The 22,151-nt window shown below is 66.8% G+C and carries 20 protein-coding genes and 1 tRNA gene; 6 read left to right on the forward strand and 15 right to left on the reverse strand.

The features are described 5' to 3' along the window. Positions 1 to 220: 220 nt before the first annotated feature. The 7 genes from SPHME3_RS0116985 to SPHME3_RS0117015 form a co-directional block, all read right to left on the reverse strand. A complete protein-coding gene (locus SPHME3_RS0116985; RefSeq protein WP_018251098.1) occupies positions 221 to 868 on the reverse strand; it encodes a hypothetical protein in 648 nt (215 codons plus the stop codon). A gap of 74 nt (positions 869 to 942) precedes the next feature. Further along, positions 943 to 1,479: a hypothetical protein gene (locus SPHME3_RS0116990; protein WP_017978155.1), complete on the reverse strand. Its 537-nt coding sequence runs from the start codon at positions 1,477 to 1,479 to the stop codon at positions 943 to 945. Positions 1,480 to 1,790: 311 nt separating this feature from the next. Next, complete coding sequence (gene clpX / locus SPHME3_RS0116995) at positions 1,791 to 3,062, reverse strand: ATP-dependent Clp protease ATP-binding subunit ClpX (protein ID WP_017978154.1); 1,272 nt, start codon at positions 3,060 to 3,062, stop codon at positions 1,791 to 1,793. A 112-nt stretch (positions 3,063 to 3,174) separates the two neighbouring features. Then, entirely contained in the window at positions 3,175 to 3,864 is a 690-nt protein-coding gene (locus SPHME3_RS0117000; RefSeq protein WP_017978153.1) for an ATP-dependent Clp protease proteolytic subunit, read from the reverse strand. Positions 3,865 to 3,919: 55 nt separating this feature from the next. Further along, positions 3,920 to 4,861, reverse strand: a complete 942-nt coding sequence (locus tag SPHME3_RS0117005) for a glycosyltransferase family 2 protein (protein ID WP_017978152.1) — start codon at positions 4,859 to 4,861, stop codon at positions 3,920 to 3,922. Between the two features lie 177 nt (positions 4,862 to 5,038). Further along, positions 5,039 to 6,730 carry a trigger factor gene (gene tig / locus SPHME3_RS0117010; protein WP_017978151.1) on the reverse strand — a complete coding sequence of 564 codons (1,692 nt, stop codon included), beginning with the start codon at positions 6,728 to 6,730 and terminating at the stop codon, positions 5,039 to 5,041. A gap of 71 nt (positions 6,731 to 6,801) precedes the next feature. After that, a tRNA-Leu gene (locus SPHME3_RS0117015) sits at positions 6,802 to 6,886 on the reverse strand. Positions 6,887 to 7,038: 152 nt separating this feature from the next. On the opposite strand from SPHME3_RS0117015, the gene SPHME3_RS21430 reads away from it, so the two are divergent. Together SPHME3_RS21430 and SPHME3_RS0117025 are read left to right on the forward strand one after the other, a co-directional pair. Next, on the forward strand, positions 7,039 to 7,200 hold the full coding sequence (locus tag SPHME3_RS21430; protein ID WP_017978150.1) for a hypothetical protein: 162 nt from the start codon (positions 7,039 to 7,041) through the stop codon (positions 7,198 to 7,200). A gap of 1 nt (position 7,201) precedes the next feature. Next, positions 7,202 to 7,453 (forward strand): hypothetical protein, encoded by a 252-nt coding sequence (locus SPHME3_RS0117025; RefSeq protein WP_017978149.1) that lies wholly within the window; start codon positions 7,202 to 7,204, stop codon positions 7,451 to 7,453. 56 nt (positions 7,454 to 7,509) lie between these two features. On the opposite strand, the gene SPHME3_RS0117030 is transcribed toward SPHME3_RS0117025, so the two are convergent. The 7 genes from SPHME3_RS0117030 to SPHME3_RS0117060 all read right to left on the reverse strand — a co-directional run bounded on the left by SPHME3_RS0117030 (position 7,510) and on the right by SPHME3_RS0117060 (position 13,362). Next, positions 7,510 to 8,145, reverse strand: a complete 636-nt coding sequence (locus SPHME3_RS0117030; RefSeq protein ID WP_017978148.1) for a peptidylprolyl isomerase — start codon at positions 8,143 to 8,145, stop codon at positions 7,510 to 7,512. Between the two features lie 159 nt (positions 8,146 to 8,304). Then, entirely contained in the window at positions 8,305 to 8,703 is a 399-nt protein-coding gene (locus SPHME3_RS0117035; RefSeq protein ID WP_020486430.1) for a GFA family protein, read from the reverse strand. Continuing rightward, a complete protein-coding gene (gene gatB / locus SPHME3_RS0117040; protein ID WP_017978146.1) occupies positions 8,703 to 10,169 on the reverse strand; it encodes an Asp-tRNA(Asn)/Glu-tRNA(Gln) amidotransferase subunit GatB in 1,467 nt (488 codons plus the stop codon). Before gatB ends, SPHME3_RS0117035 begins: the two co-directional genes overlap by 1 nt. After that, on the reverse strand, positions 10,166 to 10,582 hold the full coding sequence (locus SPHME3_RS0117045; RefSeq protein WP_231376773.1) for a hypothetical protein: 417 nt from the start codon (positions 10,580 to 10,582) through the stop codon (positions 10,166 to 10,168). The genes gatB and SPHME3_RS0117045 overlap by 4 nt, the downstream gene beginning before the upstream one ends. Next, positions 10,576 to 12,057: an Asp-tRNA(Asn)/Glu-tRNA(Gln) amidotransferase subunit GatA gene (gatA, locus tag SPHME3_RS0117050; RefSeq protein ID WP_017978144.1), complete on the reverse strand. Its 1,482-nt coding sequence runs from the start codon at positions 12,055 to 12,057 to the stop codon at positions 10,576 to 10,578. Before gatA ends, SPHME3_RS0117045 begins: the two co-directional genes overlap by 7 nt. After that, positions 12,057 to 12,359, reverse strand: coding sequence for an Asp-tRNA(Asn)/Glu-tRNA(Gln) amidotransferase subunit GatC (gene gatC, locus SPHME3_RS0117055; RefSeq protein WP_017978143.1), 303 nt, complete (start codon positions 12,357 to 12,359; stop codon positions 12,057 to 12,059). Before gatC ends, gatA begins: the two co-directional genes overlap by 1 nt. Before the next feature lie 175 nt (positions 12,360 to 12,534). Then, positions 12,535 to 13,362, reverse strand: coding sequence for a hypothetical protein (locus SPHME3_RS0117060; RefSeq protein ID WP_020486429.1), 828 nt, complete (start codon positions 13,360 to 13,362; stop codon positions 12,535 to 12,537). Positions 13,363 to 13,508: 146 nt separating this feature from the next. Here SPHME3_RS0117060 and SPHME3_RS0117065 point away from each other — a divergent pair, with 146 nt between their 5' ends. The 3 genes from SPHME3_RS0117065 to SPHME3_RS0117075 all read left to right on the forward strand — a co-directional run bounded on the left by SPHME3_RS0117065 (position 13,509) and on the right by SPHME3_RS0117075 (position 16,270). Beyond that, positions 13,509 to 14,624: a DUF3089 domain-containing protein gene (locus SPHME3_RS0117065; protein WP_017978141.1), complete on the forward strand. Its 1,116-nt coding sequence runs from the start codon at positions 13,509 to 13,511 to the stop codon at positions 14,622 to 14,624. Further along, on the forward strand, positions 14,621 to 15,106 hold the full coding sequence (gene ruvX, locus SPHME3_RS0117070) for a Holliday junction resolvase RuvX (protein WP_017978140.1): 486 nt from the start codon (positions 14,621 to 14,623) through the stop codon (positions 15,104 to 15,106). Before SPHME3_RS0117065 ends, ruvX begins: the two co-directional genes overlap by 4 nt. Before the next feature lie 96 nt (positions 15,107 to 15,202). Further along, on the forward strand, positions 15,203 to 16,270 hold the full coding sequence (locus SPHME3_RS0117075) for an NAD(P)-dependent alcohol dehydrogenase (RefSeq protein ID WP_017978139.1): 1,068 nt from the start codon (positions 15,203 to 15,205) through the stop codon (positions 16,268 to 16,270). 46 nt (positions 16,271 to 16,316) lie between these two features. Here SPHME3_RS0117075 and SPHME3_RS21620 read toward each other — a convergent pair whose 3' ends face one another. Beyond that, entirely contained in the window at positions 16,317 to 17,516 is a 1,200-nt protein-coding gene (locus SPHME3_RS21620) for a hypothetical protein (RefSeq protein WP_231372508.1), read from the reverse strand. 393 nt (positions 17,517 to 17,909) lie between these two features. Between SPHME3_RS21620 and rpoB the strand changes: the two genes are divergently transcribed. Further along, a complete protein-coding gene (gene rpoB / locus SPHME3_RS0117090; protein WP_017978136.1) occupies positions 17,910 to 22,064 on the forward strand; it encodes a DNA-directed RNA polymerase subunit beta in 4,155 nt (1,384 codons plus the stop codon). Positions 22,065 to 22,151: the final 87 nt, after the last annotated feature.

Raw genomic sequence — 22,151 nt, forward strand, 5'->3', positions numbered from 1 at the left:
AGCGCCTCGCGCGGAACGGCCCGCCGACCTAGGTTGCACCACGCGATCGACGGCGTGGAGGGAGATACGCGCGTTTCCAAGCGGTATCACGCCGGGCCCGGGCGACCGCGCGCCCGACCCGCGCTATGGCGACAGGCTGCTCAACGCGGCAATGAAGGAGATCGGCCAGATCGCGATGCTGGCCACCGCCCTCAACTTCGACAAGCCGCCGGGGAAAGCCTCACCGTGCCCGCGCGGCTCGCTCTTGCGCCGGCCGGTCGAAGGCCTGATCCCTGTAGCGTCCGTCCTTTTCCACCCAGTGTAGAAACAGATGTGCCGACCAACTGTTCGGGTTGGGATCCAGCCGCCCGTGGCGATGATGCGTGCCCTGGTAGAGAACCCCGTCGCCCGGCTGCATAGCCACCGACCCATGAGGCTGATCGCCGAAGTCGTCGGCGACCACGGGTTGTGGCACCTCTGTTCGTTCAGTCGCGACCGACAACGCCCAGGGACGGTCGTCGCCATAAGCGATGGTGAGCGACAGGCTGTGCTCGCACGCCTGACGATCGGAATGGATGCGGCACACGTCGCCTTGCTGATAGGCTCTGAAGTAGGCGTACGTCGGCAGCAGTGGCCGACCAACCACCTTCGCAACGCGCGGGGTCAGCCCCCATAGGAAGGTCAGCATCGGCGTATATTGAAATGCATAGACCTCAATCGCCGGCTGGCGGAGTAGGGGCCCGCGCGCGGCAAAGCTCTGTAAGGGACGTCCGGCCGCCTGAAGATCGCCCTGCATCATACGATAAAAGGCGAGCAGCACCTCTGGCGGAAAAAGCGCAGGTAAAGCGACATAGCCATCGCGCTGGTAGGCGGCCGAGAGGGAGGACATGGTATTGCTCGCAAAGGTTTAAATCGTCCTATGCGAGTTTGCGGCCCTTCACCAGCGGCGACGGGACATCACGGTCACTTGCCCATAACGATCAGAAGCGCCGGGAACAGGTTCTGTAGGATGTGGACCGAGGCGATGATGGCCATGGCGCGCCAGGCGCCGTGGGGGCGCCAGGTGACGTAGAGCGTCGAGAAGATCAGGAACGGCCACCAGATCACCACGCCCCACCAGGGCGAGGACAGGCTGTGCGCGATGCCCCATAGCAAGGCACTGGCGATCACCGCGTGCCATGGCCGCAGGAAGCGGAGCAGCAGGCTGAGGACGCCGGCCATGATCAGCGTCTCGACCACGGGGCTGAACAGCGCGATCAGGAACAGCTTGGTGGCGCCCGAGACGTCGCCGAAGTCGGGGCCGCTATTGTCGGGCGCGATACGGGCGACGATCCAGCCGATCAGCGTGCTGCCCGCGATCGTCAGCAGCCAGCCAACCAGGATCGCCAGCCACGGCCGTTCGTCGCGGAAGAGGACGCGCGGCAGGATCGCGAGCGGCCCCGCACCGCCGCGCCAGCCGGGGCTCTGGGCCGGTGCCGTCTCGATCCGGGTTCCTACCACGTATTGCTCCTGTGTCGTCGGCGCCGGTTATGGCGGACGGGGCGTTAACGACGGGTTTGAGTGGCGGGTCCGTGGGAGTGCGCGACATATCCATCCCCACCCCGTCACCCCGGACTTGGTCCGGGGTCCACCGAGCCGCAAGGGTGCGGATAGAGCCGCTGGCCTTCCCCTGGACGCGGGGTGGACCCCGGACCAAGTCCGGGGTGACGCCGTGGGGAGGCAGCCCTCGCCCGACACACGCAACTGCTCACAATCCCAAACAAAAAAGGGCGCCGCTTTCGCGACGCCCCTTCCCTTGCCGTCTTACAATTTTACGCCGCCGCGCCGGCGCCGTCCTTCTTCTTTTCGGCATAGACGCGGATCGGTTCCTTGCGGCCCTCGATCACGTCCTTGTCGATCATCACCTCGTCGACGCCATCCATGCCGGGCAGGTCGAACATCGTGTCGAGCAATATGCCCTCCAAGATCGACCGCAGGCCGCGGGCGCCGGTCTTGCGCTCGATACCCTTCTTGGCGACCGCAACGAGTGCATCGTCGGTGAAGCCCAGTTCTACCTGCTCCATCTCGAACAGCTTTTGGTACTGCTTGACCAGCGCGTTTTTCGGCTCCTTCAGGATCTTGACCAGAGCCTCGACGTCGAGGTCTTCCAGCGTCGCGATCACCGGCAGACGGCCGACGAATTCGGGGATCAGGCCGAACTTGAGCAGATCTTCCGGCTCGGTCTGGCGCAGATACTCGCCAGTCCGCTTTTCTTCCGGCGCGGCGACATAGGCACCGAAGCCGATCGACTTGCCCTGCAAACGGTCGCCGATGATCTTCTCGAGGCCACTGAACGCGCCGCCGCAGATGAACAGGATGTTCGTCGTATCGACCTGCAGGAATTCCTGCTGCGGATGCTTGCGGCCACCCTGCGGCGGAACGCTGGCGGTCGTGCCTTCCATCAGCTTGAGCAGCGCCTGCTGCACGCCCTCGCCCGACACGTCGCGCGTGATCGAGGGATTCTCGGCCTTGCGGCTGATCTTATCGATCTCGTCGATATAGACGATGCCGCGCTGCGCCCGCTCGACGTTGTAATCGGACGCCTGAAGCAGCTTCAGGATGATATTCTCGACGTCCTCGCCGACGTAGCCGGCTTCGGTCAGCGTCGTCGCGTCGGCCATCGTGAACGGCACGTCGAGGATGCGCGCCAGCGTCTGCGCGAGCAGCGTCTTGCCGCAGCCGGTCGGGCCGACGAGCAGGATGTTCGACTTGGCGAGCTCGACGTCAGCGCCCTTCGCGCCGTGGTTCAAGCGCTTGTAATGGTTGTGGACCGCGACCGACAGGACGCGCTTCGCCTGCTTCTGGCCGATGACGTAATCGTCGAGGACGTTGCAGATTTCCTGGGGCGTGGGGACGCCGCCGTCCTTCTTGCTGACGAGTGCCGACTTCGTCTCTTCACGGATGATGTCGTTGCACAGCTCGACGCACTCGTCGCAGATGAACACGGTCGGTCCCGCAATGAGCTTGCGCACCTCGTGCTGCGACTTGCCGCAGAACGAGCAATAGAGGGTGCTCTTCGAGTCGCCACCGCTCAATTTCGTCATTCACACTTCCTTGTCGCGGGGCTTTCCCCGCTGGTGAGGCCGGTCATGGTAGACCGGCCGGTACGCATATCACAACGTCGAAAAGTCACTAAAGTCACGCCCAGGCGTGTTCTCAGGCCGCTTGGGCGACGTCTTCGGCCGGGGTCGGACGCTTGTCGAACACCTCGTCGACCAGGCCGAACTCCTTGGCTTCATTGGCCTCCAGGAACGTGTCGCGGTCCATGCGACGCTCGATCTCCTCGAGCGGCTGACCGGTGTACTGCGCGTACAGGTCGTTCATCCGCTTGCGGATGCGCAGGATTTCCTTGGCTTGGATTTCGATGTCGCTGGCCATGCCCTGCGCGCCGCCCGACGGCTGGTGAATCATGATGCGTGCGTTGGTGAGCGCGACGCGCATGCCCGGCTCACCGCTCGCGAGCAGGAAGCTGCCCATCGACGCCGCCTGGCCGATGCAGACCGTGCCGACGCGCGGACGGATATACTGCATCGTGTCATGGATCGCCATGCCCGCCGTGACGACACCGCCCGGCGAGTTGATGTACATGAAGATGTCCTTCTTCGGGTTCTCGGACTCGAGGAAGAGCAGCTGCGCGGTGATCAGGCTGGCCATCCCGTCCTCGACACCGCCGGTGACGAAGATGATCCGCTCGCGCAGCAGGCGGCTGAAGATGTCGAACGAGCGTTCGCCGCGGTTCGACTGTTCGATCACGATCGGCACGAGGCCAGCCTGGGTCTGCTGCAAGCCAAGGCCTGCGCGCCCCAGATGGTTCGCGAAATCGCCGGTCTCGAACGGATTGTGCATGAAAGTCTCTCTTATGCCCTTGAGGCCGCCAACATCGGCGCTCGCGCGGGGGAGTTCAAGCCCCGCTTTGGGGCGCCTTGTGTCCCAGATAGGCAAGCCGGCGCACCTCGCGCCGGCCGCGCACCACCGTGTCGAGGATCAGCCCCGCAAAGCCGCACAGCGCGGCGATGATCATCAGCCCGGTGATGAGGACGGCGGTGGGGAAACGCGGCACCAGATGCGTGTGCATGTACGTGATCGCCAGCGGTACGCCGAGCACGACCGCCACCGCCGCGAACAGCGCCCCGATCGCGCCGAAGAACAGCAACGGCCGTTCGATCCGATAGAGCGTCAGGATGGTGTTGAGGATGCGGAAGCCGTCGCCATAGGTGCTGAGCTTCGACGCCGACCCTTCCGGGCGCGCATAATAGGGCGTTTCGATCTCGGCACAGGGCATCTTGAGTTCGAGCGCGTGGACGCTGATCTCGGTCTCGATCTCGAAGCCCGACGACAGTGACGGGAAGCTCTTGACGAAACGGCGCGAAAAGACGCGATAGCCGGACAGGATGTCGGTGAAGCTGCGCCCGAACAGGCGCGCGAGCATGCCGGTGAGCAGCGCATTGCCGAAGCGATGGCCGCGGCGATAGCTTTCCTGCACCTGGCTGACCCGGCTGCCGACGATCATGTCGCATTGCTCGGACAGCAGCCGCGCGACCAGCGCCGGTGCCGAGGCCGCGTCATAGGTCGCGTCGCCATCGGCCATCACATAGACGTCGGCATCGATGTCCGCGAACATCCGGCGGACGACGTTGCCCTTGCCCTGGATGCGCTCGGTGCGGACGACCGCGCCAGCCTCGTGCGCGACGGCGATCGTCGCGTCGGTGGAATTGTTGTCGTAGACGTAGATGGTCGCATCCGGCAGCGCGGCGCGAAAGCCGGCCACCGTCTGTCCGATCGCGGCGGCTTCGTTGTAACAGGGCAGCAGGACTGCGATCGTCGGCTGCGTCACGATGCTCATGCCTCCACCCTCACGGAGCCGTATACCCAGATACTCGTCATCCCGGCGGACGCCGGGATCCATGGATACGGAACATCGGGAGCGGGTCCACCGCCAGCCGCGCGCGTCCATGGATCCCGGCGTTCGCCGGGATGACGAAGAAGGGAAGAGGGCCGCAGCCCCCTCCCCCGATCATGATCAGCCTTCGGTCTTCGCCGCGGCCTTCTTCGCGCGCGGCTTCTTTGCCGGCGCGTCGGCGGCTTCGGTGCCCTCGGCGGCTTCGGCCGCTTCCGGCGACGATTCGGTCACCGCGGTTTCGGCCTCGACAGGCGCGGCGGCCTTCTTGGCGCGCGGCTTCTTGGCGGGAGCCGCCTCGTCACCGGCAGGCGCTTCGACCGCGCCGGCGTCTTCGCCCTTGGCGGCCGGCTTCTTCGCCGCGGCCTTCTTGGCGGGCTTGGCCTCGCCGCCTTCGTCCTTGGCACCCGCGTCGGTCTTCTTCGCCGACTTGCGCGGCTTGTGGTTGTCGTGGTCGTGGCTGTGCGTGCCGGTCGCGAAGCCGTCTTCGCTCTCGATCGCGGCTTCCAGCTCTTCGCGGGTCGCGTCGCGGTCGGTCACTTCGGCCTTGCCGAACAGGAAGTCGACGACCTTGTCCTCATACAGCGGCGCACGCAGCTGGGCGGCCGCCATCGGCTCCTGCTGGATATACTGGATGAAGCGACGCTGGTCCTCGCCGCGATACTGCTGCGCGGCCTGACCGATCAGGCGGTTCATTTCCTGCTGGGTCACTTCGACGCCATTCGCCTGGCCGATTTCCGACAGCAGCAGGCCCAGGCGCACGCGGCGCTCGGCGATCTTGCGGTAATCGTCGCGCTCGGCTTCCATCTCGGCCATCGCCGCGGCGGGATCTTCCTCGTGCGTCGCTTCATGCTCCAGCTGCTGCCAGATCTGCGCGAACTCGGCTTCGACCATCGACGGCGGCACTTCAAAATCGTGACCCTCGGCGAGCTGGTCGAGCAGCTTGCGCTTCATGTGCGTGCGGGTGAGGCCGTTATGCTCCTGCTCGATCTGACCCTTGATCAGGCCACGCAGCTGCTCGAGGCTCTCGAGGCCGAGGTTCTTGGCCAGATCCTCGTCGATCTTGCTCTCGCCGGCGACCTGGATCTTCTTGACGGTGATGTCGAACGTCGCGGCCTGGCCGGCGAGTTCCTTGGCGCCATAGTCTTCCGGGAAGGTGACGTTGAGCGTCTTTTCCTCGCCCAGCTTCACGCCGACGAGCTGGTCCTCGAAGCCCGGGATCAGGCGACCCGAGCCGAGCTCGACGCCCATGTCGGTGCCGGTGCCGCCGTCGAACGCAACGCCGTCGCTGGTCTTGCCTACGAAGTCGACGGTGACGAGGTCACCCATCTCAGCGGCCTTGTCCTCGGCCGCATCGTCCCACTTCTTCGACTGGTCGGCGAACTTCTGCAGCTGCTCGTCCACCGCTTCATCGGCGACGGGCACGGTCAGACGCTCCAGCTTCAGCGCGTCGATGGCCGGCGTCGGCACGGCGGGCAGCACTTCCATCTCGACGGTGACGACCGCGTCCTTGCCCGGCGCATAATCGTCGTTCAGCGCGACCGAGGGCTGCATCGCGGGGCGCAGCTGCTTGTCGGCGATCAGCGACTGCACGCCTTCCTGGATCGCGCTGTTGAGCGCGTCGGCGGCCAGCGCCTCGCCGTGCATCTTGCGCACCAGGTTCACGGGCACCTTGCCGGGACGGAAGCCGGGCATCTTCACCTGCGGCGCGACGCGCTTCACTTCGGCATCGACCTTGGCATCGATGTCCTTCGGCGTGATGGTCAGCGTGTAGGTGCGCTTCAGGCCCTCGTTCAACGTCTCGACAGTCTGCATATCCGGCCTTCAATCTTGAGAAATCTGACGAAAAATCTTTAGCTGCCGTCCCGCGCTCGGAGCGGCGGGACTGGTGCGGGCGAAGGGACTCGAACCCCCACATCTTGCGATGGCAGGACCTAAACCTGCTGCGTCTACCAATTCCGCCACGCCCGCACGAAGGACCCGCCGATAGGAATCCCATCGAAGCGGTACTTCGAAGGGCATTCCCTTGGGCGCGCGTCTATACCAGCACGGCGCGCGCAAGCAAGGGGCGCCGCAACCCGCTGGGCTGCGGGACGTTTGGCGGGGTGAAGGAGAGTGTCACCATGGCGACCCAGCCCCCACCCGAAACGCCCGCCCAGCCCAGCCAGCCGGTCCAGCCGAGCGCACCGCCGCCCGAAATCACGCCGCCGACGCCCGACGTCGACATCCCCTCGCCCACCACGCCCGCTGGCGATCCCGGCACGTCGCAGCCGGCGGAGATCTGATATGACCGATCGGCACAACGACACGGTCGAGGCGCTGCCGGACGATGCGCCCGAGGGCAATCCCGATGCGCTGCGGGCAGACACGCGCAAGGATGAGCGCAGCGATATCGAACAGGCGGTCGAAGCACGCGCCGACGCGGTCGCGCGCGGCGAAGGCGGCCCGGAGCCGGTGCGCTTCACGGACACCGGCGAGTTCGACGGCAACAGCGGCACCGGTGGCGAGGTCAAGAACCAGGACCTGACGCAACAATAAGGCAACTGGGGCGGCCGACCTTTCGGCCGCCCCCTCGTCAGGTCACCGCCCCCGCCTCAAGGCTTGACCGCAGTCCCCACCGGCACCCGCCGTGCCGTCAGCACCTTCACCGCCTCGACAGGCACCTCGCCCTTGAACGATCCCTGGATCGTCGCGGTCGGCGAAACGGGTGCGTCCATGATCTTCGTCACCACATCCATCCCCTCGACCACGTGGCCGAAGGCGGCATAGCCCAAATTGTCGCCCGGTTTCGACGGATCGGCGTCGAGCGAGGCGCGCTGATCGCCGACGCTGATCGTAAAGTCGCCGCGTGCGGTGCCGGGCGCGAAGCGAGCGACCGACAAGGCACCATCGGTGTGATGCAGCCCGGTCTGCGTCGTGGGCTCATGCTTGATCGGCGGCAGCACGCGCTTGGGATCGCCGTTGGCGCCGAACTGCACGAAGCCGAATTTGTCCGCGACCTTGACCGCACGGTAGAAGACGACGCCATCCAGCCGCTTGCCGTCGACATATTTCAGGAAATTGCCGGCCGTGATCGGCGCGGCCCGCGTATCGGCTTCGATCACGATGCGGCCCGCGGTCGTGTCGAGCGCGACGCGGGGCAGCGGCGTGGGGGGTGGCGGCATCTGCTGGGCCGCGCCCGGCATCGCCATCAATGCAAACGCCACGCAGGCGAGCCTCTTCATTTCCATGCCCCTGTCCTCGTCGAACACATCGCGACGTTACGCAGAATCCTGCGTCATTGCGAGCACAGCGAAGCAATCCAGAGCCGGAGCAGGACGCCCTGGATTGCGTCGCTCCGCTCGCAATGACGAAGAACTGGCGGATACGATCTCACTGGCGGGTGCAGATCAGGCGAAATGCTCGATCCCCTCGCCGGCCACCGCCACCCACGGCAGCTTGCTTGCTTCGAAGATCGACAGCGTCGGGGTCGGCGCATCGTCATCGGCAAAGGCGCCGATCGGGATTGCCGGCATGTCCTCATAGCCTTCGTTGACGAACATCACGGTGGCACCGCAGTTCGGACACCAGCGAAACCAGGCGCGACGACCGCTGTCGCCAACGCGTTCCCATGTCTGGAACGCACCTGCCAGCGTCACCGCCTCGGCGGGAAAGCGCGCCTGCGCGGAGAAGGCGCCGCCGGTCAGCCGCCGGCACCCGCGACAGTGGCACACCGACACCCGCACCGGATCGCCCGTGCAGGTCGCGGACAATTGTCCGCACCGGCACCGGGCGATCCGCGTGACCATCAGCCGGCGAGCGCTTTCTTGAGCAGCTCGTTGACCACGCCCGGATTGGCCTTGCCGCCCATCGCCTTCATCGTCTGGCCGACAAAGAAGCCGAACAGCGCCTCCTTGCCGCCGCGATACTGTTCCAGCTGGCCGGGGTTCTTCGCCAGCACCTCGGCGATCACCGCCTCAATCGCGCCGGTGTCGCTGGTCTGCTTGAGGCCACGATCCTCGACGATCTTGGCTGGCGCCTCGCCCGTCTCCAGCATCACCTCGAACACCTGCTTCGCCAGGCTGCCCGACAAGGTGCCGTCGGCGACCAGCGCCAGCAGTTCGGCCGCCTGCGTCGGCGACACCGGCGATTCGGCGATGCTCTTGCCGACGCGGTTGAGCGCGCCGAACAGTTCCGACGTCGTCCAGTTCGCCGCCGCGACCGGCTTCGCGCCCGCGTCGAGCAGCGCGTCGAACCAGCGCGCCGCCTCCACCTCAGCGGTCAGCACGCCCGCCTGATAGGGCGAGATGCCGGCGGCTTCGTAGCGCGCACGCTTGGCGTCGGGCAGCTCGGGCAGGCTGGCGCGGCAGTCCGCCAGGAACGCCTCGTCCAGCTCGAGCGGCAGCAGGTCGGGATCGGGGAAATAGCGGTAATCGTGCGCGTCTTCCTTCGAGCGCATCGACCGCGTCGTGCCGGTGTCCGGATTGAACAGGCGCGTTTCCTGCACGATCGTGCCGCCGCTCTCCAGCACCTCGACCTGACGCAGCGCCTCATGCTCGATCGCCTGCATCACGAAGCGCACCGAATTGACGTTCTTCGTTTCGGTGCGCGTGCCGAATGCGTCGCCCGGCTTGCGGACCGAGACGTTGACGTCGGCGCGCATCGACCCCTGATCCATGTTGCCGTCGCAGCTGCCGACATAGCGCAGGATCGAGCGCAGCTTGGTGAGATACGCCCCCGCTTCGGCCGGCGATCGCATGTCCGGCCGGCTGACGATCTCCATCAGCGCCACGCCCGAACGGTTGAGGTCGACATACGACCGCGTCGGATGCTGGTCGTGCATCAGCTTGCCCGCGTCCTGTTCGACGTGGATGCGCTCGACGCCGATCGTCTTGGTCGCGTCCGGATTCTTGTCGTCGGGCGCGATCTCGACCGCGCCCTCGCCGACCAGAGGATGGTAGAGCTGGCTGATCTGATAGCCCTGCGGCAGATCGGCATAGAAATAGTTTTTCCGGTCGAACCGCGACCACGTATTGATCTGCGCGTCGATCGCCATGCCGGTGCGCACCGCCTGGCGGATGCACTCCATGTTCGGCACCGGCAGCATGCCCGGCATCGCCGCGTCGACCAGGCTGACCTGCGTGTTCGGCTCCGCGCCGAAGGCGGTCGCGGCGCCCGAGAACAATTTGGCGTTGGACGTGACCTGGGCGTGGACTTCCAGGCCGATCACGACCTCCCATTCGCCGGTGGCGCCCTGGATGCGATAGTCGCTCATGTTCGATTCCGATGATGAAGATAGTTGATCGCGGTCAGCGCAATGTTGCTGCCGAGCAGCGCGACGACCCAGCAGCCGGCCAGGATGCGCAGGATCGCGCCCTCGAAGCGCAGCACCGTGCCCTCGTGATGCGCGAAGACCGCGGCGATCAGCGCCAGGATCAGGAAGATCGCGCTCAGCCGGAATTCGCCCCGCAGGATCAGGCTGTTGCCGACCGACAGCCCCAGGATGAACACCGCCAGCGCGATGAAGAACCGCGCGAGCACGTGGTGGTCGAACGGATGGTTGTCGATCTCGGCGAGCGAGATCCCGACATAGGCGCTGAGGATCGCCCCGAACGCGACGTTGAGCGCGGCCTGCGCTTCGCGCAGCATCGCGACGTTGCGTGTCGTGAAGGTCCGGTCGGTTACCACCACGATCCCGGCCGCGCGACGAAGCCCGCACGCTCCTCGATCGCGAGCCCAGCGTTCAGCACGCCCTGCTCGTCCAGCGCCTTGCCGATGATCTGCAAGCCCAGCGGCAGGCCGTCCTTGTCGAGCCCGCCCGGCACGCTCATCGCCGGCAGGCCCGCGAGGCTCGACGGCACGGTGAACACGTCGTTGAGGTACATCGCCAGCGGATCGGCCGACTTATCGCCCAGCGCGAACGCCGCCGACGGCGCGGTCGGCGCCAGCAGCACGTCGCACTGCTGCCAAGCCCGCTCGAAATCGCGCGCGATCAGCGTCCGCACCTTCTGCGCCTGCGTGTAATAGGCATCGTAGAAACCGGCCGACAGCACATAGGTGCCGATCATGATCCGGCGCTTCACCTCAGCGCCGAAGCCCGCGGCGCGCGTCGCGGCATACATGTCCTGCAGCCCCGCGCCCTCAGGCAGGTCGCGCAGGCCGTAGCGCACGCCGTCATAGCGCGCGAGGTTCGACGACGCTTCGGCCGGCGCGATGATGTAATAGGCGGGCAGTGCATATTTGGTGTGCGGCAGCGACACCTCGACGATCTCGGCACCCGCATCCTTCAGCCAGTCGATCCCGGCCTGCCACAGCGCCTCGATCTCGGCAGGCATGCCGTCGACGCGATATTCCTTGGGGATGCCAACGCGCTTGCCGGCGAGGTTGCCGGTCAGCTCCTGCTCCCACTTGGGCACGTCGAGCTGCAGCGAGGTCGCGTCCTTGGCGTCGAAGCCCGCCATCGCTTCCAGCATGATCGCGCAGTCGCGCACGTCGCGCGCCATCGGCCCGGCCTGGTCGAGCGAACTGGCGAAGGCGATCGTGCCCCAGCGCGAACAGCGGCCATAGGTCGGCTTGATCCCGCTGATGCCGGTGAAGGCGGCGGGCTGGCGGATCGATCCGCCGGTATCGGTGCCCGTCGCACCCGGGCACAGCCCCGCCGCGACCGCCGCCGAGCTGCCGCCCGACGATCCGCCGGGGGCGAGCGGCGCGTCGCTGCCCGGCTTGCGCCACGGCGACACGACATTGCCGAACGCGCTGGTCTCGTTCGACGAGCCCATCGCGAACTGGTCCATGTTCAGCTTGCCGAGCATGCCCGCGCCCGCGTTCCACAGGTTCTGCGACACGGTCGATTCATAGGTCGGCGTGAAGCCTTCCAAGATGTGGCTCGCCGCGGTGGTGGCCACGCCCTTGGTGCAGAACAGGTCCTTCATGCCGATCGGCACGCCAGCCAGCGGCTTCAGCGTCTCGCCGGCGGCACGCGCGGCATCGGCGGCCTTGGCGGCAGCGAGCGCATGGTCGGGCGTCTCGACCAGGAAGGCGTTGAGCGGCTTGGCCTTGGCGACCTTCACCACGAAGGCGTCGGCGACCTCGACCGCGGAAAAGCTGCCGGCGCGCACGCCGTCGCGGATCGCGGCGATGCCCAGATCGGTCAGGTCGGTCATTATTCGATCACCTTGGGAACGGTAAAGAAGCCGTGCTCCGCCTGCGGCGCATTGGCCATCAGGTCGTCACGGATGCCGCCGCCGGTCAGCGGATCGGCGTTCACCACGTCGTCGCGCAGGCGCAGCGTGTTGGGGATGACCGCGGTCATCGGCTCGACCCCGGCGGTGTCGACCTCGCCCAATTGCTCGATCCAGCCGAGCAGGTTGCTGAGTTCGGGGGCGAGGCGGCCGGCGTCCTCGTCGGTGATCGCGATGCGCGCGAGCGCGGCGACCTTCTTTACGGTGGCGGTGTCTACGGACATGCCGATGCGGCTACACCAAGCCCGCGCTGCGGCGCAACAGCTTCGGTTGCGGACGGGTCGCCCCGCCGCCCCTCGTTCGTGCTGAGCCTGTCGAAACACGGAGTTCCATAGGCGGCTCCAGTGCATCCGGCCGCCCGCCCTTCGACAGGCTCAGGGCGAACGGGTAACGGGTATTCTATCCCTGTGCGGCGACATACTCCTCTACCGACCGCGTACCGGCGCCCCCGCCGTCGATCCCCAGCTTCTTCAGCCGCAACGCCACCTCTTCACCGATCTTCTTCTCGGTTGCGTCGCGCTGTTCGGGCGGCATCGCCTTCAGATCGTCCTCGGTGATCTTCATCTCCTTCATCACCTGCCGCCGCATGCGCTCGGCCGGCGTCATCTTCCCTTCCTTGCGGAAGGCCTCCAGCGCCGCGTCGAGCTTGGCGCCGGCCGTCATGGGCGCCGACGATGCGAGCGGCCCGGCGCCCGGCGCCCGATCGCTCTTCGTGTGGAACCGCTGCAGCGTGAACCGTGCCGACTCCAGATAGATCGCGTCACCGTCCACCCGCGCCTTTGCATCCGTGATCCGATCGTTCAGCGTCGCCAGCCAGTCGGTCGGCGCGCCGGCCGTCGTGCCGCCGTCGCCCGTATCGATCGGGGCGGTCAGCTGCGCCATGGCGTCGGAGCGCGCCGCTCCGCTCAGCACGAGATGGCCGGTCACGATCCGCAGTTTCCGCGGACTCATTGCGGAAAAGTCGTAGCGCCCCTCGGGCAAGCCCTGTGCCGCGCTGACGGTCCGCGCGCCCTCGGCATAACGCGCTTCGACGTCGGCCCGGCTGTGTCCACCGGCCCCATAGTCGAGGTCGAAGGCCGCCACCGCCGCGGTTGCACTGGTACGCGCATCATCTCCGGCGGACGGCGTGGCCTGCACCGCGAGCGCCGCTTCGAACCCGGCCTGACGTCCGCCCATGGACGGCATGGCAATCGCACGATCTGCCCTGGTCACCGCGGCGATCATCATGGCCTGCTCCCCTTCTGTGCGGCAGCAGTACCCACAATTGGTAAATACCGAATGACCGTTTCGGACCGAAATCCTGATTGCCTCACCCCGCATTGCCCCGCCGCCCCGCATCGGGCAGAGCACGCCCATTGAACCGGGAGCCTCGCTTGGCGCGTAAATTCCTCTATGTCTTCGCCGTCCTGATCGCGCTCGTGATCGCCGGGGCGATCGCCTATCGCCTTGCGGGCAACCGCATCCTGCGCATGGCGCTGGTGCCGACCGAGACGTTCCAGGCGCAGGCGAGCGTCGATCCGCGCGTCTATGCCAACGCCAAGATGTGGATCGCCCGCCCCGACCTTCCCGGCAATCCCGCGCGGTGGACGCCCACCGGCTACACCCCCGCCGCCGCGGGACAGGCGAAGGCCGCGGTCTTCTTCATCCACCCCACCTCGTACATCGGCCGCGCGCACTGGAACGCCGCGCTCGACGATGCCGAGACCAACGCCCGCGCCGCGATCTTCCTGCGCGGCCAAGCGAGCGCGTTCAACGACAGCGCCGACATCTGGGCACCGCGCTACCGCCAGGCGACGTTCGGCGCCTTCCTGACCAGCGAGGCCAGCGCCACCCAGGCGCTCGACCTCGCCTATCGCGACGTCGCCGCCGCCTTCGACGCCTTCGTGCGCCAAGTCGACCCCAAGCGCCCGATCATCCTCGCCGGCCATAGCCAGGGTGCGCTCCACCTCACCCGGCTGCTGCGCGAAAAAATCGCCGGCACGCCGATCGCGCGTCGTATCGTCGCGGCCTATGTCGTCGGCTGGCCGGTGTCGAAGACGACCGACCTCGCCGCGCTCGGCCTGCCCGAATGCACCCGGCCCGATCAGGCCCGCTGCCTGCTGTCGTGGCAGAGCTTTGCCGAGCCCGCCGACCCGTCGCTCATCACCGACCTTTACGACACGACGACCGGCTTCGACGGCCGCCCGCGCAAGGGCACCCCGATGGTCTGTACCAACCCGTTGACCGGCACCGCAGGCACCGCCGCGCCGGCCAGCGCCAACCGCGGCACGCTGTACCCGAGCGCCGACCTCAGCACGGCGACGATCCAGCCGGGCAAGGTGCCCGCGCGCTGCGACCCGCGCGGTGTCCTGCTGATCGGCACGCCGCCGGAGGTGGGGGGTTACGTCCTGCCCGGCAACAACTACCACGTCTACGACTACAGCCTGTTCTGGGCCAATGTCCGCGCCGACGCCGCCCGCCGCCTCGCCGCGTTCGGAGCCAGCGCATGATCACCCTCGACCGCACCGATTTCCGCGCGGCCTTGCCGCAGGGTGGTCGCCTGATCGGGCTCGATCTCGGCACCAAGACGATCGGCACGGCGCTGTGCGACGCCGGCTGGAGCTTCGCGAGTCCCGCAGACCTCATCCGCCGCACCAAGTTCACCGCGGACAAGGCCGCGATCGCCAAGCTGATCGCCGCGCAGCACGTCCGCGGCATCGTGCTCGGCCTGCCGCTCAACCTCGACGGGACGGAAAGCCCGCGCAGCCAGTCGACCCGCGCCTTCGCACGCAACTGCGCCGATCTCGCCCTCCCCATCCTGCTGTGGGACGAACGCTGGAGCACGGTGGCGGTCGAACGCACGATGATCGAACAGGATATGAGCCGCGCCAAGCGCGCCGAACGGATCGATAATCTTGCCGCCGCCCACATTCTGCAGGCGGCGATCGATGCCTTGGTGATGGTGCCGGCGCCGGACGCGCCATCGACGTAAGCGATCGGATTAATCGAAGAAATGATCGGGAGCCGAAGCGATCGTGTTGCGTTGCAGCGCGCTCCGAACCCCATTCGTTTCTTTAAGGAATTTCCGATGCCCACCGCCACCCAGGGCTATGCCGCCCAGGCTGCCGACGCGCCGCTCGCGCCCTTCCACTTCGAACGCCGCGATCCCGGTGCCAAGGACGTCGCGATCGACATCCTCTATTGCGGCGTCTGCCATTCCGATCTCCATACCGCGCGCGGCGAGTGGGACGGGACGCTCTACCCCTGCGTCCCCGGCCACGAGATCGTCGGTCGCGTCTCCGCGGTCGGCAGCGACGTGACGAAGTTCAAGGTCGGCGACATCGCCGGCGTCGGCTGCATGGTCGACAGCTGCGGCCATTGCCCCTCGTGCAACGACGGCGAGGAGCAATATTGCGAGACGACGGGCTTCGTCGGCACCTATAACGGCCCGGACGAGGTGATGGGCGGCCACACCTTCGGCGGCTATTCCGACCATATCGTCGTGACCGAGGATTTCGTTCTCCACGTCGGCCATGACGAACAGGACCTTGCCGCCGTGGCGCCGCTGCTCTGCGCCGGCATCACCACCTATTCGCCGCTGCATCACTGGAAGGTGGGCCCCGGCCAGAAGGTCGGCATCGTCGGTCTCGGCGGCCTCGGCCACATGGGCGTCAAGATCGCCGCGGCGATGGGCGCGGAGGTCTATGTCTTCTCGACCTCGCCGAACAAGCGTGACGACGCCAAGCGCCTCGGCGCCAAGGATCTGATCGTCTCGAAAGACGCCGACCAGATGGCCGCGCACGAGGGCTCGTTCGACTTTATTTTGAACACGGTAGCCGCCCCGCACGACCTCGACGCACTGCTCGTCCAGCTGAAGCGCGACGGCACGATGTGCCTCGTCGGCGTGCCCGCGGAGCCGCACCCGGCGCCCTCGGTCGGCAACCTCGTCTTCCGCCGCCGCGCGCTGGCGGGCTCGCTGATCGGCGGGATCAAGGAGACGCAGGAGATGCTCGACTTCTGCAAGGAGCATGGCCTGACCAGCGATATCGAGATGATCCGCATGGAGCAGATCGACGAGGCCTACGACCGCATGGTGAAGGGCGACGTCAAGTATCGCTTCGTCATCGACATGGCGACGCTGAAGGCTGCAGCCTGAACCGCGTCGCCCGCCCGTCCGGTTCGTGCCGGACGGGCGGTGTCGGCTAGCGCTCTACCCCGGCGCCATAAGGGCGGACCGCCAGCTGTTCGTGCATGCGCGCAGGCTGGTCGAGCCAGAAGGGCGCGAGCTTGGCGCTGTCGACGCGCTCGACGCCGACCGCAAAGCCGCGCGCGCTTTGCCCGGCGATGCCGGCGCCAGCATCATACAGCGCGTTGACCGCGACGACGGGGACGAACAACGTCCGGCCGCCTGCGGTGAGCGGGACGATATCCGCCCGCGCCTGCGCGACGACCAGACGGATCCGCCGCTCCTCGCCGGGGCCGAGCGCGAAGGGCGGGGTCGCAGGGCGGACGACGGGCTGGTCGAACACGGGCGCGATCTCGTCGCCCTGCCCCGGTGTCGCACCAATCAGCGCCGCGCCGATGCGGATCGACTGGGCGGGTGCGCTGCCGTCGTTGTGGACGACCAGCTCGGCCTCCACCGTCGCGCTGAGCAGGTTCAGGCCGGCGCGGCGCGGGTGAAGGCTCAGCGACAGCCGCCCGCGATCCCCGACGGGTGCGGATATCGGCGCGGGTACGGGCGCTGGCGGCGTGGCGGGTGACGCGGCCGGCGTGCGCGGCCGGACCGGTTGCGGCTTCGGAACGGGCACAGGCGCAGCAGGGGTGACCGGCTCATCCGCGGCGTCGGCGCGGCGGCGACGCCACCACCAAGCCCCTGCCCCACCGAGGCCCAGCACCACTGCCAGCCCGATCAGCCAACCGTAATCGGAGCCGCTATCCGGTGCGGTCGCCGGTACGGTCGTGGCCGCGGGCGACGGCGTAGCGGCCTCGACCGGCGTGGGCGATGCTGTGGGAGTCGCCGTCGGCGTCGGGGTTGGCATCGCTGTCGCTGCCGGCGTGGCGGCCGGCGTAGGCGATGCGGTCGCCCGCGGCGTCGGGGTCGCTGTGACGCGCGGCGTCGGCGTCGGCGTGGCACGTGGGCTCACGCGCGGTGTCGGCGTCGGCCGCGGGGACGCCGTAGGGGTCGGCAACGGCGCGATGACCGGAGCCGGCGTCGGGCTCGGCGTGGGTGTCGGCTGCGAGGGCGGCAGGCTGAAATTGTCCAGCCCCGGCAACGTCTGCGCGGCCGTGCCATTGCCGGTCTGCGCGGCGGCCGGAGCGATCGTCACGATCGCCATGGGCGCGACGGCGGTCGCCATCAGGAAGGGGATCGTGCGCCGACGCACACCCCGGAAACTCGTCATCGGTGCGGAACTCTTCCAAAGATAAGCCCCCGCTCTGCGGCATGCAGCGACGACCGCCAGTCGCGCTGCGACGAACCGCCCCGCCAAGGCGACCGGCCGAACCGGTGCCCAGGCTGAAGTCCGTGTTGGATCGCTGTTGGACGTCCGCCCTTTGACAGCATCCAATACCGCGCCTATATGGGCGGCTCACCACAGCTTTTCGGGACATGAAGCGCCGTCGCGCAGCGCTTCGTACGGATAGAGGGTTGCGGTTTCAGACGCCAAAGGCCGACGCAGTATCATGCGATCGGCTTTTTTGCGTCGCTTCGTGCGTCCGGTCCGGGGATTTCCGGGCACGACATTCCGGCGGGACCCATCCGGGCCTCGCCAGCGACTTGAGGACAGATAACGCTCATGGCCACCAAGGCGATCCAGGGCAGCACCGCCAAGCGGCGCATCCGCAAGATCTTCGGGGATATCCACGAAGTCATCCAGATGCCGAACCTGATCGAGGTTCAGCGCGAAAGCTATGAGCAGTTCCTGCGCTCCGACAAGTCGACGGGCCACGTCTCGGGTCTGGAAAAGACGCTGCGCAGCGTCTTCCCGATCCAGGATTTCGCCGGCACCGCCTATCTCGACTTCGACGATTACGTCCTCGAACCGCCGAAGTTCGACGTCGAGGAATGCCGCCAGCGCGGCATCACCTATGCCGCGCCGATGCGCGTCACGCTGCGCCTGACCGCGTTCGAGGTCGATCCCGATACCGAAGCCAAGTCGGTCATCGATATCAAGGAGCAGGACGTCTACATGGGCGACATGCCCCTGATGACGGAGAACGGCACCTTCTTCATCAACGGCACCGAGCGCGTCATCGTCAGCCAGATGCACCGGTCGCCGGGCGTGCTGTTCGACCATGACCGCGGCAAGACGCATGCGAGCGGCAAGTATCTCTTCGCCGCGCGCGTGATCCCGTATCGCGGCTCGTGGCTGGACTTCGAGTTCGACGCCAAGGACATCGTCAACGTCCGTATCGACCGCAAGCGCAAGCTGCCGGTGACGGCGCTGCTCTATGCGCTGGGCATGACCAGCGAGGACATCCTCAACCACTTCTACAACCGCGTGACCTACGTCCGCGGCGAAGGCGGCTGGCGTATTCCGTTCGCGGCCGAGAACTGGCGCGGCGTGAAGCCGCTGTTCGACATCGTCGACGCCTCGTCGGGCGAAGTCGTATTCGCGGCACAGCAGAAGATCAGCCCCCGCGCAGCCAACAAGGCGGCGAAGGACGGCCTGACCGAGCTGCTGATCCCGACCGAGGAAATCTACGGCCGCTATTCGGCCTATGACCTGATCAACGAAGCGACCGGCGAAATCTACGTCGAGGCGGGCGACGAAATCGGCGCCGAGAACCTCGAAAAGCTCGACAAGGCGGGCATCGATCGCATCGAACTGCTCGATATCGACCACGTGTCGACCGGCGCTTGGATCCGCAACACGCTGAAGGCCGACAAGGCCGAAGAGCGCGAGCAGGCCCTCAGCGACATCTATCGCGTCATGCGCCCCGGCGAGCCGCCGACGCTCGAAACCGCCGAAGCGCTGTTCGCCGGCCTGTTCTTCGATCCCGATCGCTACGACCTGTCGGCCGTGGGTCGCGTCAAGCTGAACATGCGCCTCGACCTCGACTGCCCGGACACGGTGACGACGCTGCGCACCGAGGATATCCTCGCCGTGGTGAAGACGCTGGTCGACCTGAAGGACGGCAAGGGCGAGATCGACGACATCGACAACCTCGGCAACCGCCGCGTGCGGTCTGTGGGCGAGCTGCTGGAGAACCAGTATCGCGTCGGCCTGCTGCGCATGGAGCGTGCGGTCAAGGAGCGCATGTCGTCAGTGGACGTGTCGACCGTCATGCCGAACGACCTGATCAACGCCAAGCCCGCGGTTGCCGCGGTGCGCGAGTTCTTCGGTTCGTCGCAGCTGTCGCAGTTCATGGACCAGACCAACCCGCTGTCCGAAGTGACGCACAAGCGTCGCGTTTCGGCGCTCGGGCCGGGCGGTCTGACGCGTGAGCGTGCGGGCTTCGAAGTCCGCGACGTTCACCCGACGCATTATGGCCGCATCTGCCCGATCGAAACGCCGGAAGGCCCGAACATCGGTCTGATCAACAGCCTCGCGTCGTTCAGCCGCGTCAACAAGTACGGCTTCATCGAAACGCCGTACCGCAAGATCATCGACGGCAAGGTCACCGACGACGTCGTCTATCTGTCGGCGATGGAAGAGGCGAAGCACACGATCGCGCAGGCCTCGGCCGAGCTGAAGGACGACGGCAGCTTCGCCGAAGACCTCGTCTCGGCGCGTCAGGCGGGCGAGTTCCTGATGGCGCTGCCGGAAACGATCACGCTGATGGACGTCAGCCCGAAGCAGCTCGTTTCGGTCGCCGCCTCGCTCATTCCGTTCCTGGAAAACGACGACGCCAACCGCGCGCTCATGGGCTCGAACATGCAGCGTCAGGCCGTGCCGCTGGTGAAGGCGGAAGCGCCCTTCGTCGGCACCGGCATGGAAGAGACCGTCGCGCGCGATTCGGGCGCGGCGATCGCCGCCAAGCGTGCAGGTATCGTCGACCAGGTCGACGCCAGCCGTATCGTCGTGCGCGCCACCGGTGACGTGGACGCGGGCAAGTCGGGCGTCGACATCTACACGCTGATGAAGTTCCAGCGTTCGAACCAGTCGACCTGCATCAACCAGCGTCCGCTGGTGAAGGTGGGCGACGTGGTCAACGCTGGCGACGTGATCGCCGACGGCCCGTCAACCGAGTTCGGCGAGCTGGCTCTGGGCCGCAACGCGCTCGTCGCGTTCATGCCCTGGAACGGCTATAACTACGAAGACTCCATCCTGATCTCGGAGCGGATCGTGAAGGACGACGTGTTTACGTCGATCCACATCGACGAGTTCGAGGTGATGGCGCGCGACACGAAGCTGGGGCCGGAAGACATCACCCGCGACATCCCGAACGTCGGCGAGGAAGCGCTGCGTAACCTCGACGAGGCGGGCATCGTCTACGTCGGTGCCGAAGTGGAGCCGGGCGACATCCTGGTCGGCAAGATCACGCCGAAGGGCGAAAGCCCTATGACGCCGGAAGAGAAGCTGCTTCGCGCCATCTTCGGCGAAAAGGCGTCGGACGTGCGCGACACGTCGCTGCGTCTGCCGCCGGGCGTTGCCGGTACGATCGTCGACGTCCGCGTCTTCAACCGCCACGGCATCGACAAGGACGAGCGCGCGATGGCGATCGAGCGCGAAGAGATCGAGCGCCTGAAGAAGGACTCGGACGACGAGCGCACGATCCTCAACCGGGCGACGTGGAGTCGCCTGCGCGAGATGCTGCTGGATCAGGTCGCGACCGCGGCGCCGAAGGGCGTCAAGAAGGGCTCGACCATCGACATGGACCTGCTCGACAGCGTCGACCGCCATGAATGGTGGAAGTTCGCCGTGCAGGACGATGCGGTCCAGTCGAACCTGGAAGCCGTCAAGCAGCAGTATGACGAAGCGGCCAAGCGGATCACGGACAAGTTCCACGATCGTCGCGAGAAGCTGGAGCGGGGCGACGAGCTGCCGCCGGGCGTGCTCAAGATGGTCAAGGTCTTCGTTGCGGTGAAGCGCAAGCTGCAGCCGGGCGACAAGATGGCCGGCCGTCACGGTAACAAGGGCGTCATCAGCCGCATCCTGCCGCAGGAGGACATGCCCTTCCTCGCGGACGGTACGCCGGTCGATCTCGTGCTGAACCCGTTGGGCGTGCCGTCGCGCATGAACGTCGGTCAGATCTTCGAAACGCACCTCGGCTGGGCGGCACGCAACCTCGGTATGCAGGTCGCGGCGCAGCTCGAAGAGTGGCGTGAGGCCAATCCGGACGCCAAGGCGGGCGACATGCCCGACGCGGTCAAGACGCGCCTCGTCGAAGTCTATGGCGATCACTATGCCGAAGACATCCAGAGCCGCGAGCCGGAAGAGATCGCCGAGCTGGTGAAGAACATCCGCACCGGCGTGCCGATGGGCACCCCCGTGTTCGACGGTGCGCGCGAAAGCGACGTGTCGGCGATGCTGGAGCTGGCGGGTCTCGACACGTCGGGCCAGTCGGAGCTGTTCGACGGCCGCACCGGCGACAAGTTCGACCGGCGCGTGACCGTGGGCATCATCTACATGCTGAAGCTGCACCACCTGGTCGACGACAAGATCCACGCGCGGTCTATCGGCCCGTACAGCCTCGTCACCCAGCAGCCGCTGGGCGGTAAGGCGCAGTTCGGCGGCCAGCGCTTCGGCGAAATGGAGGTCTGGGCACTGCAGGCGTATGGCGCTGCCTATACGCTGCAGGAGATGCTGACGGTGAAGTCGGACGACGTCGTCGGACGCACCAAGGTCTACGAGGCGATCGTCAAGGGCGACGACACGTTCGAGGCCGGCATCCCCGAGAGCTTCAACGTGCTCGTCAAGGAAATGCGCTCGCTGGGCCTCAACGTCGACCTCAAGTCCATGCAGGACCTGGAAGACGAAGGCGGCCTCGCCGAGGCGGCGGAGTAAAGCCACGGCCTTCCCTCTCCCGGCGGGAGAGGGAGGGAGGCGCGCAACGCGCCGGAAGGGTGAGGGCAGCGGTCTGCCCTGCCCTCA

Source organism: Sphingomonas melonis DAPP-PG 224, from assembly GCF_000379045.1.
GTDB lineage: Bacteria > Pseudomonadota > Alphaproteobacteria > Sphingomonadales > Sphingomonadaceae > Sphingomonas > Sphingomonas aquatilis.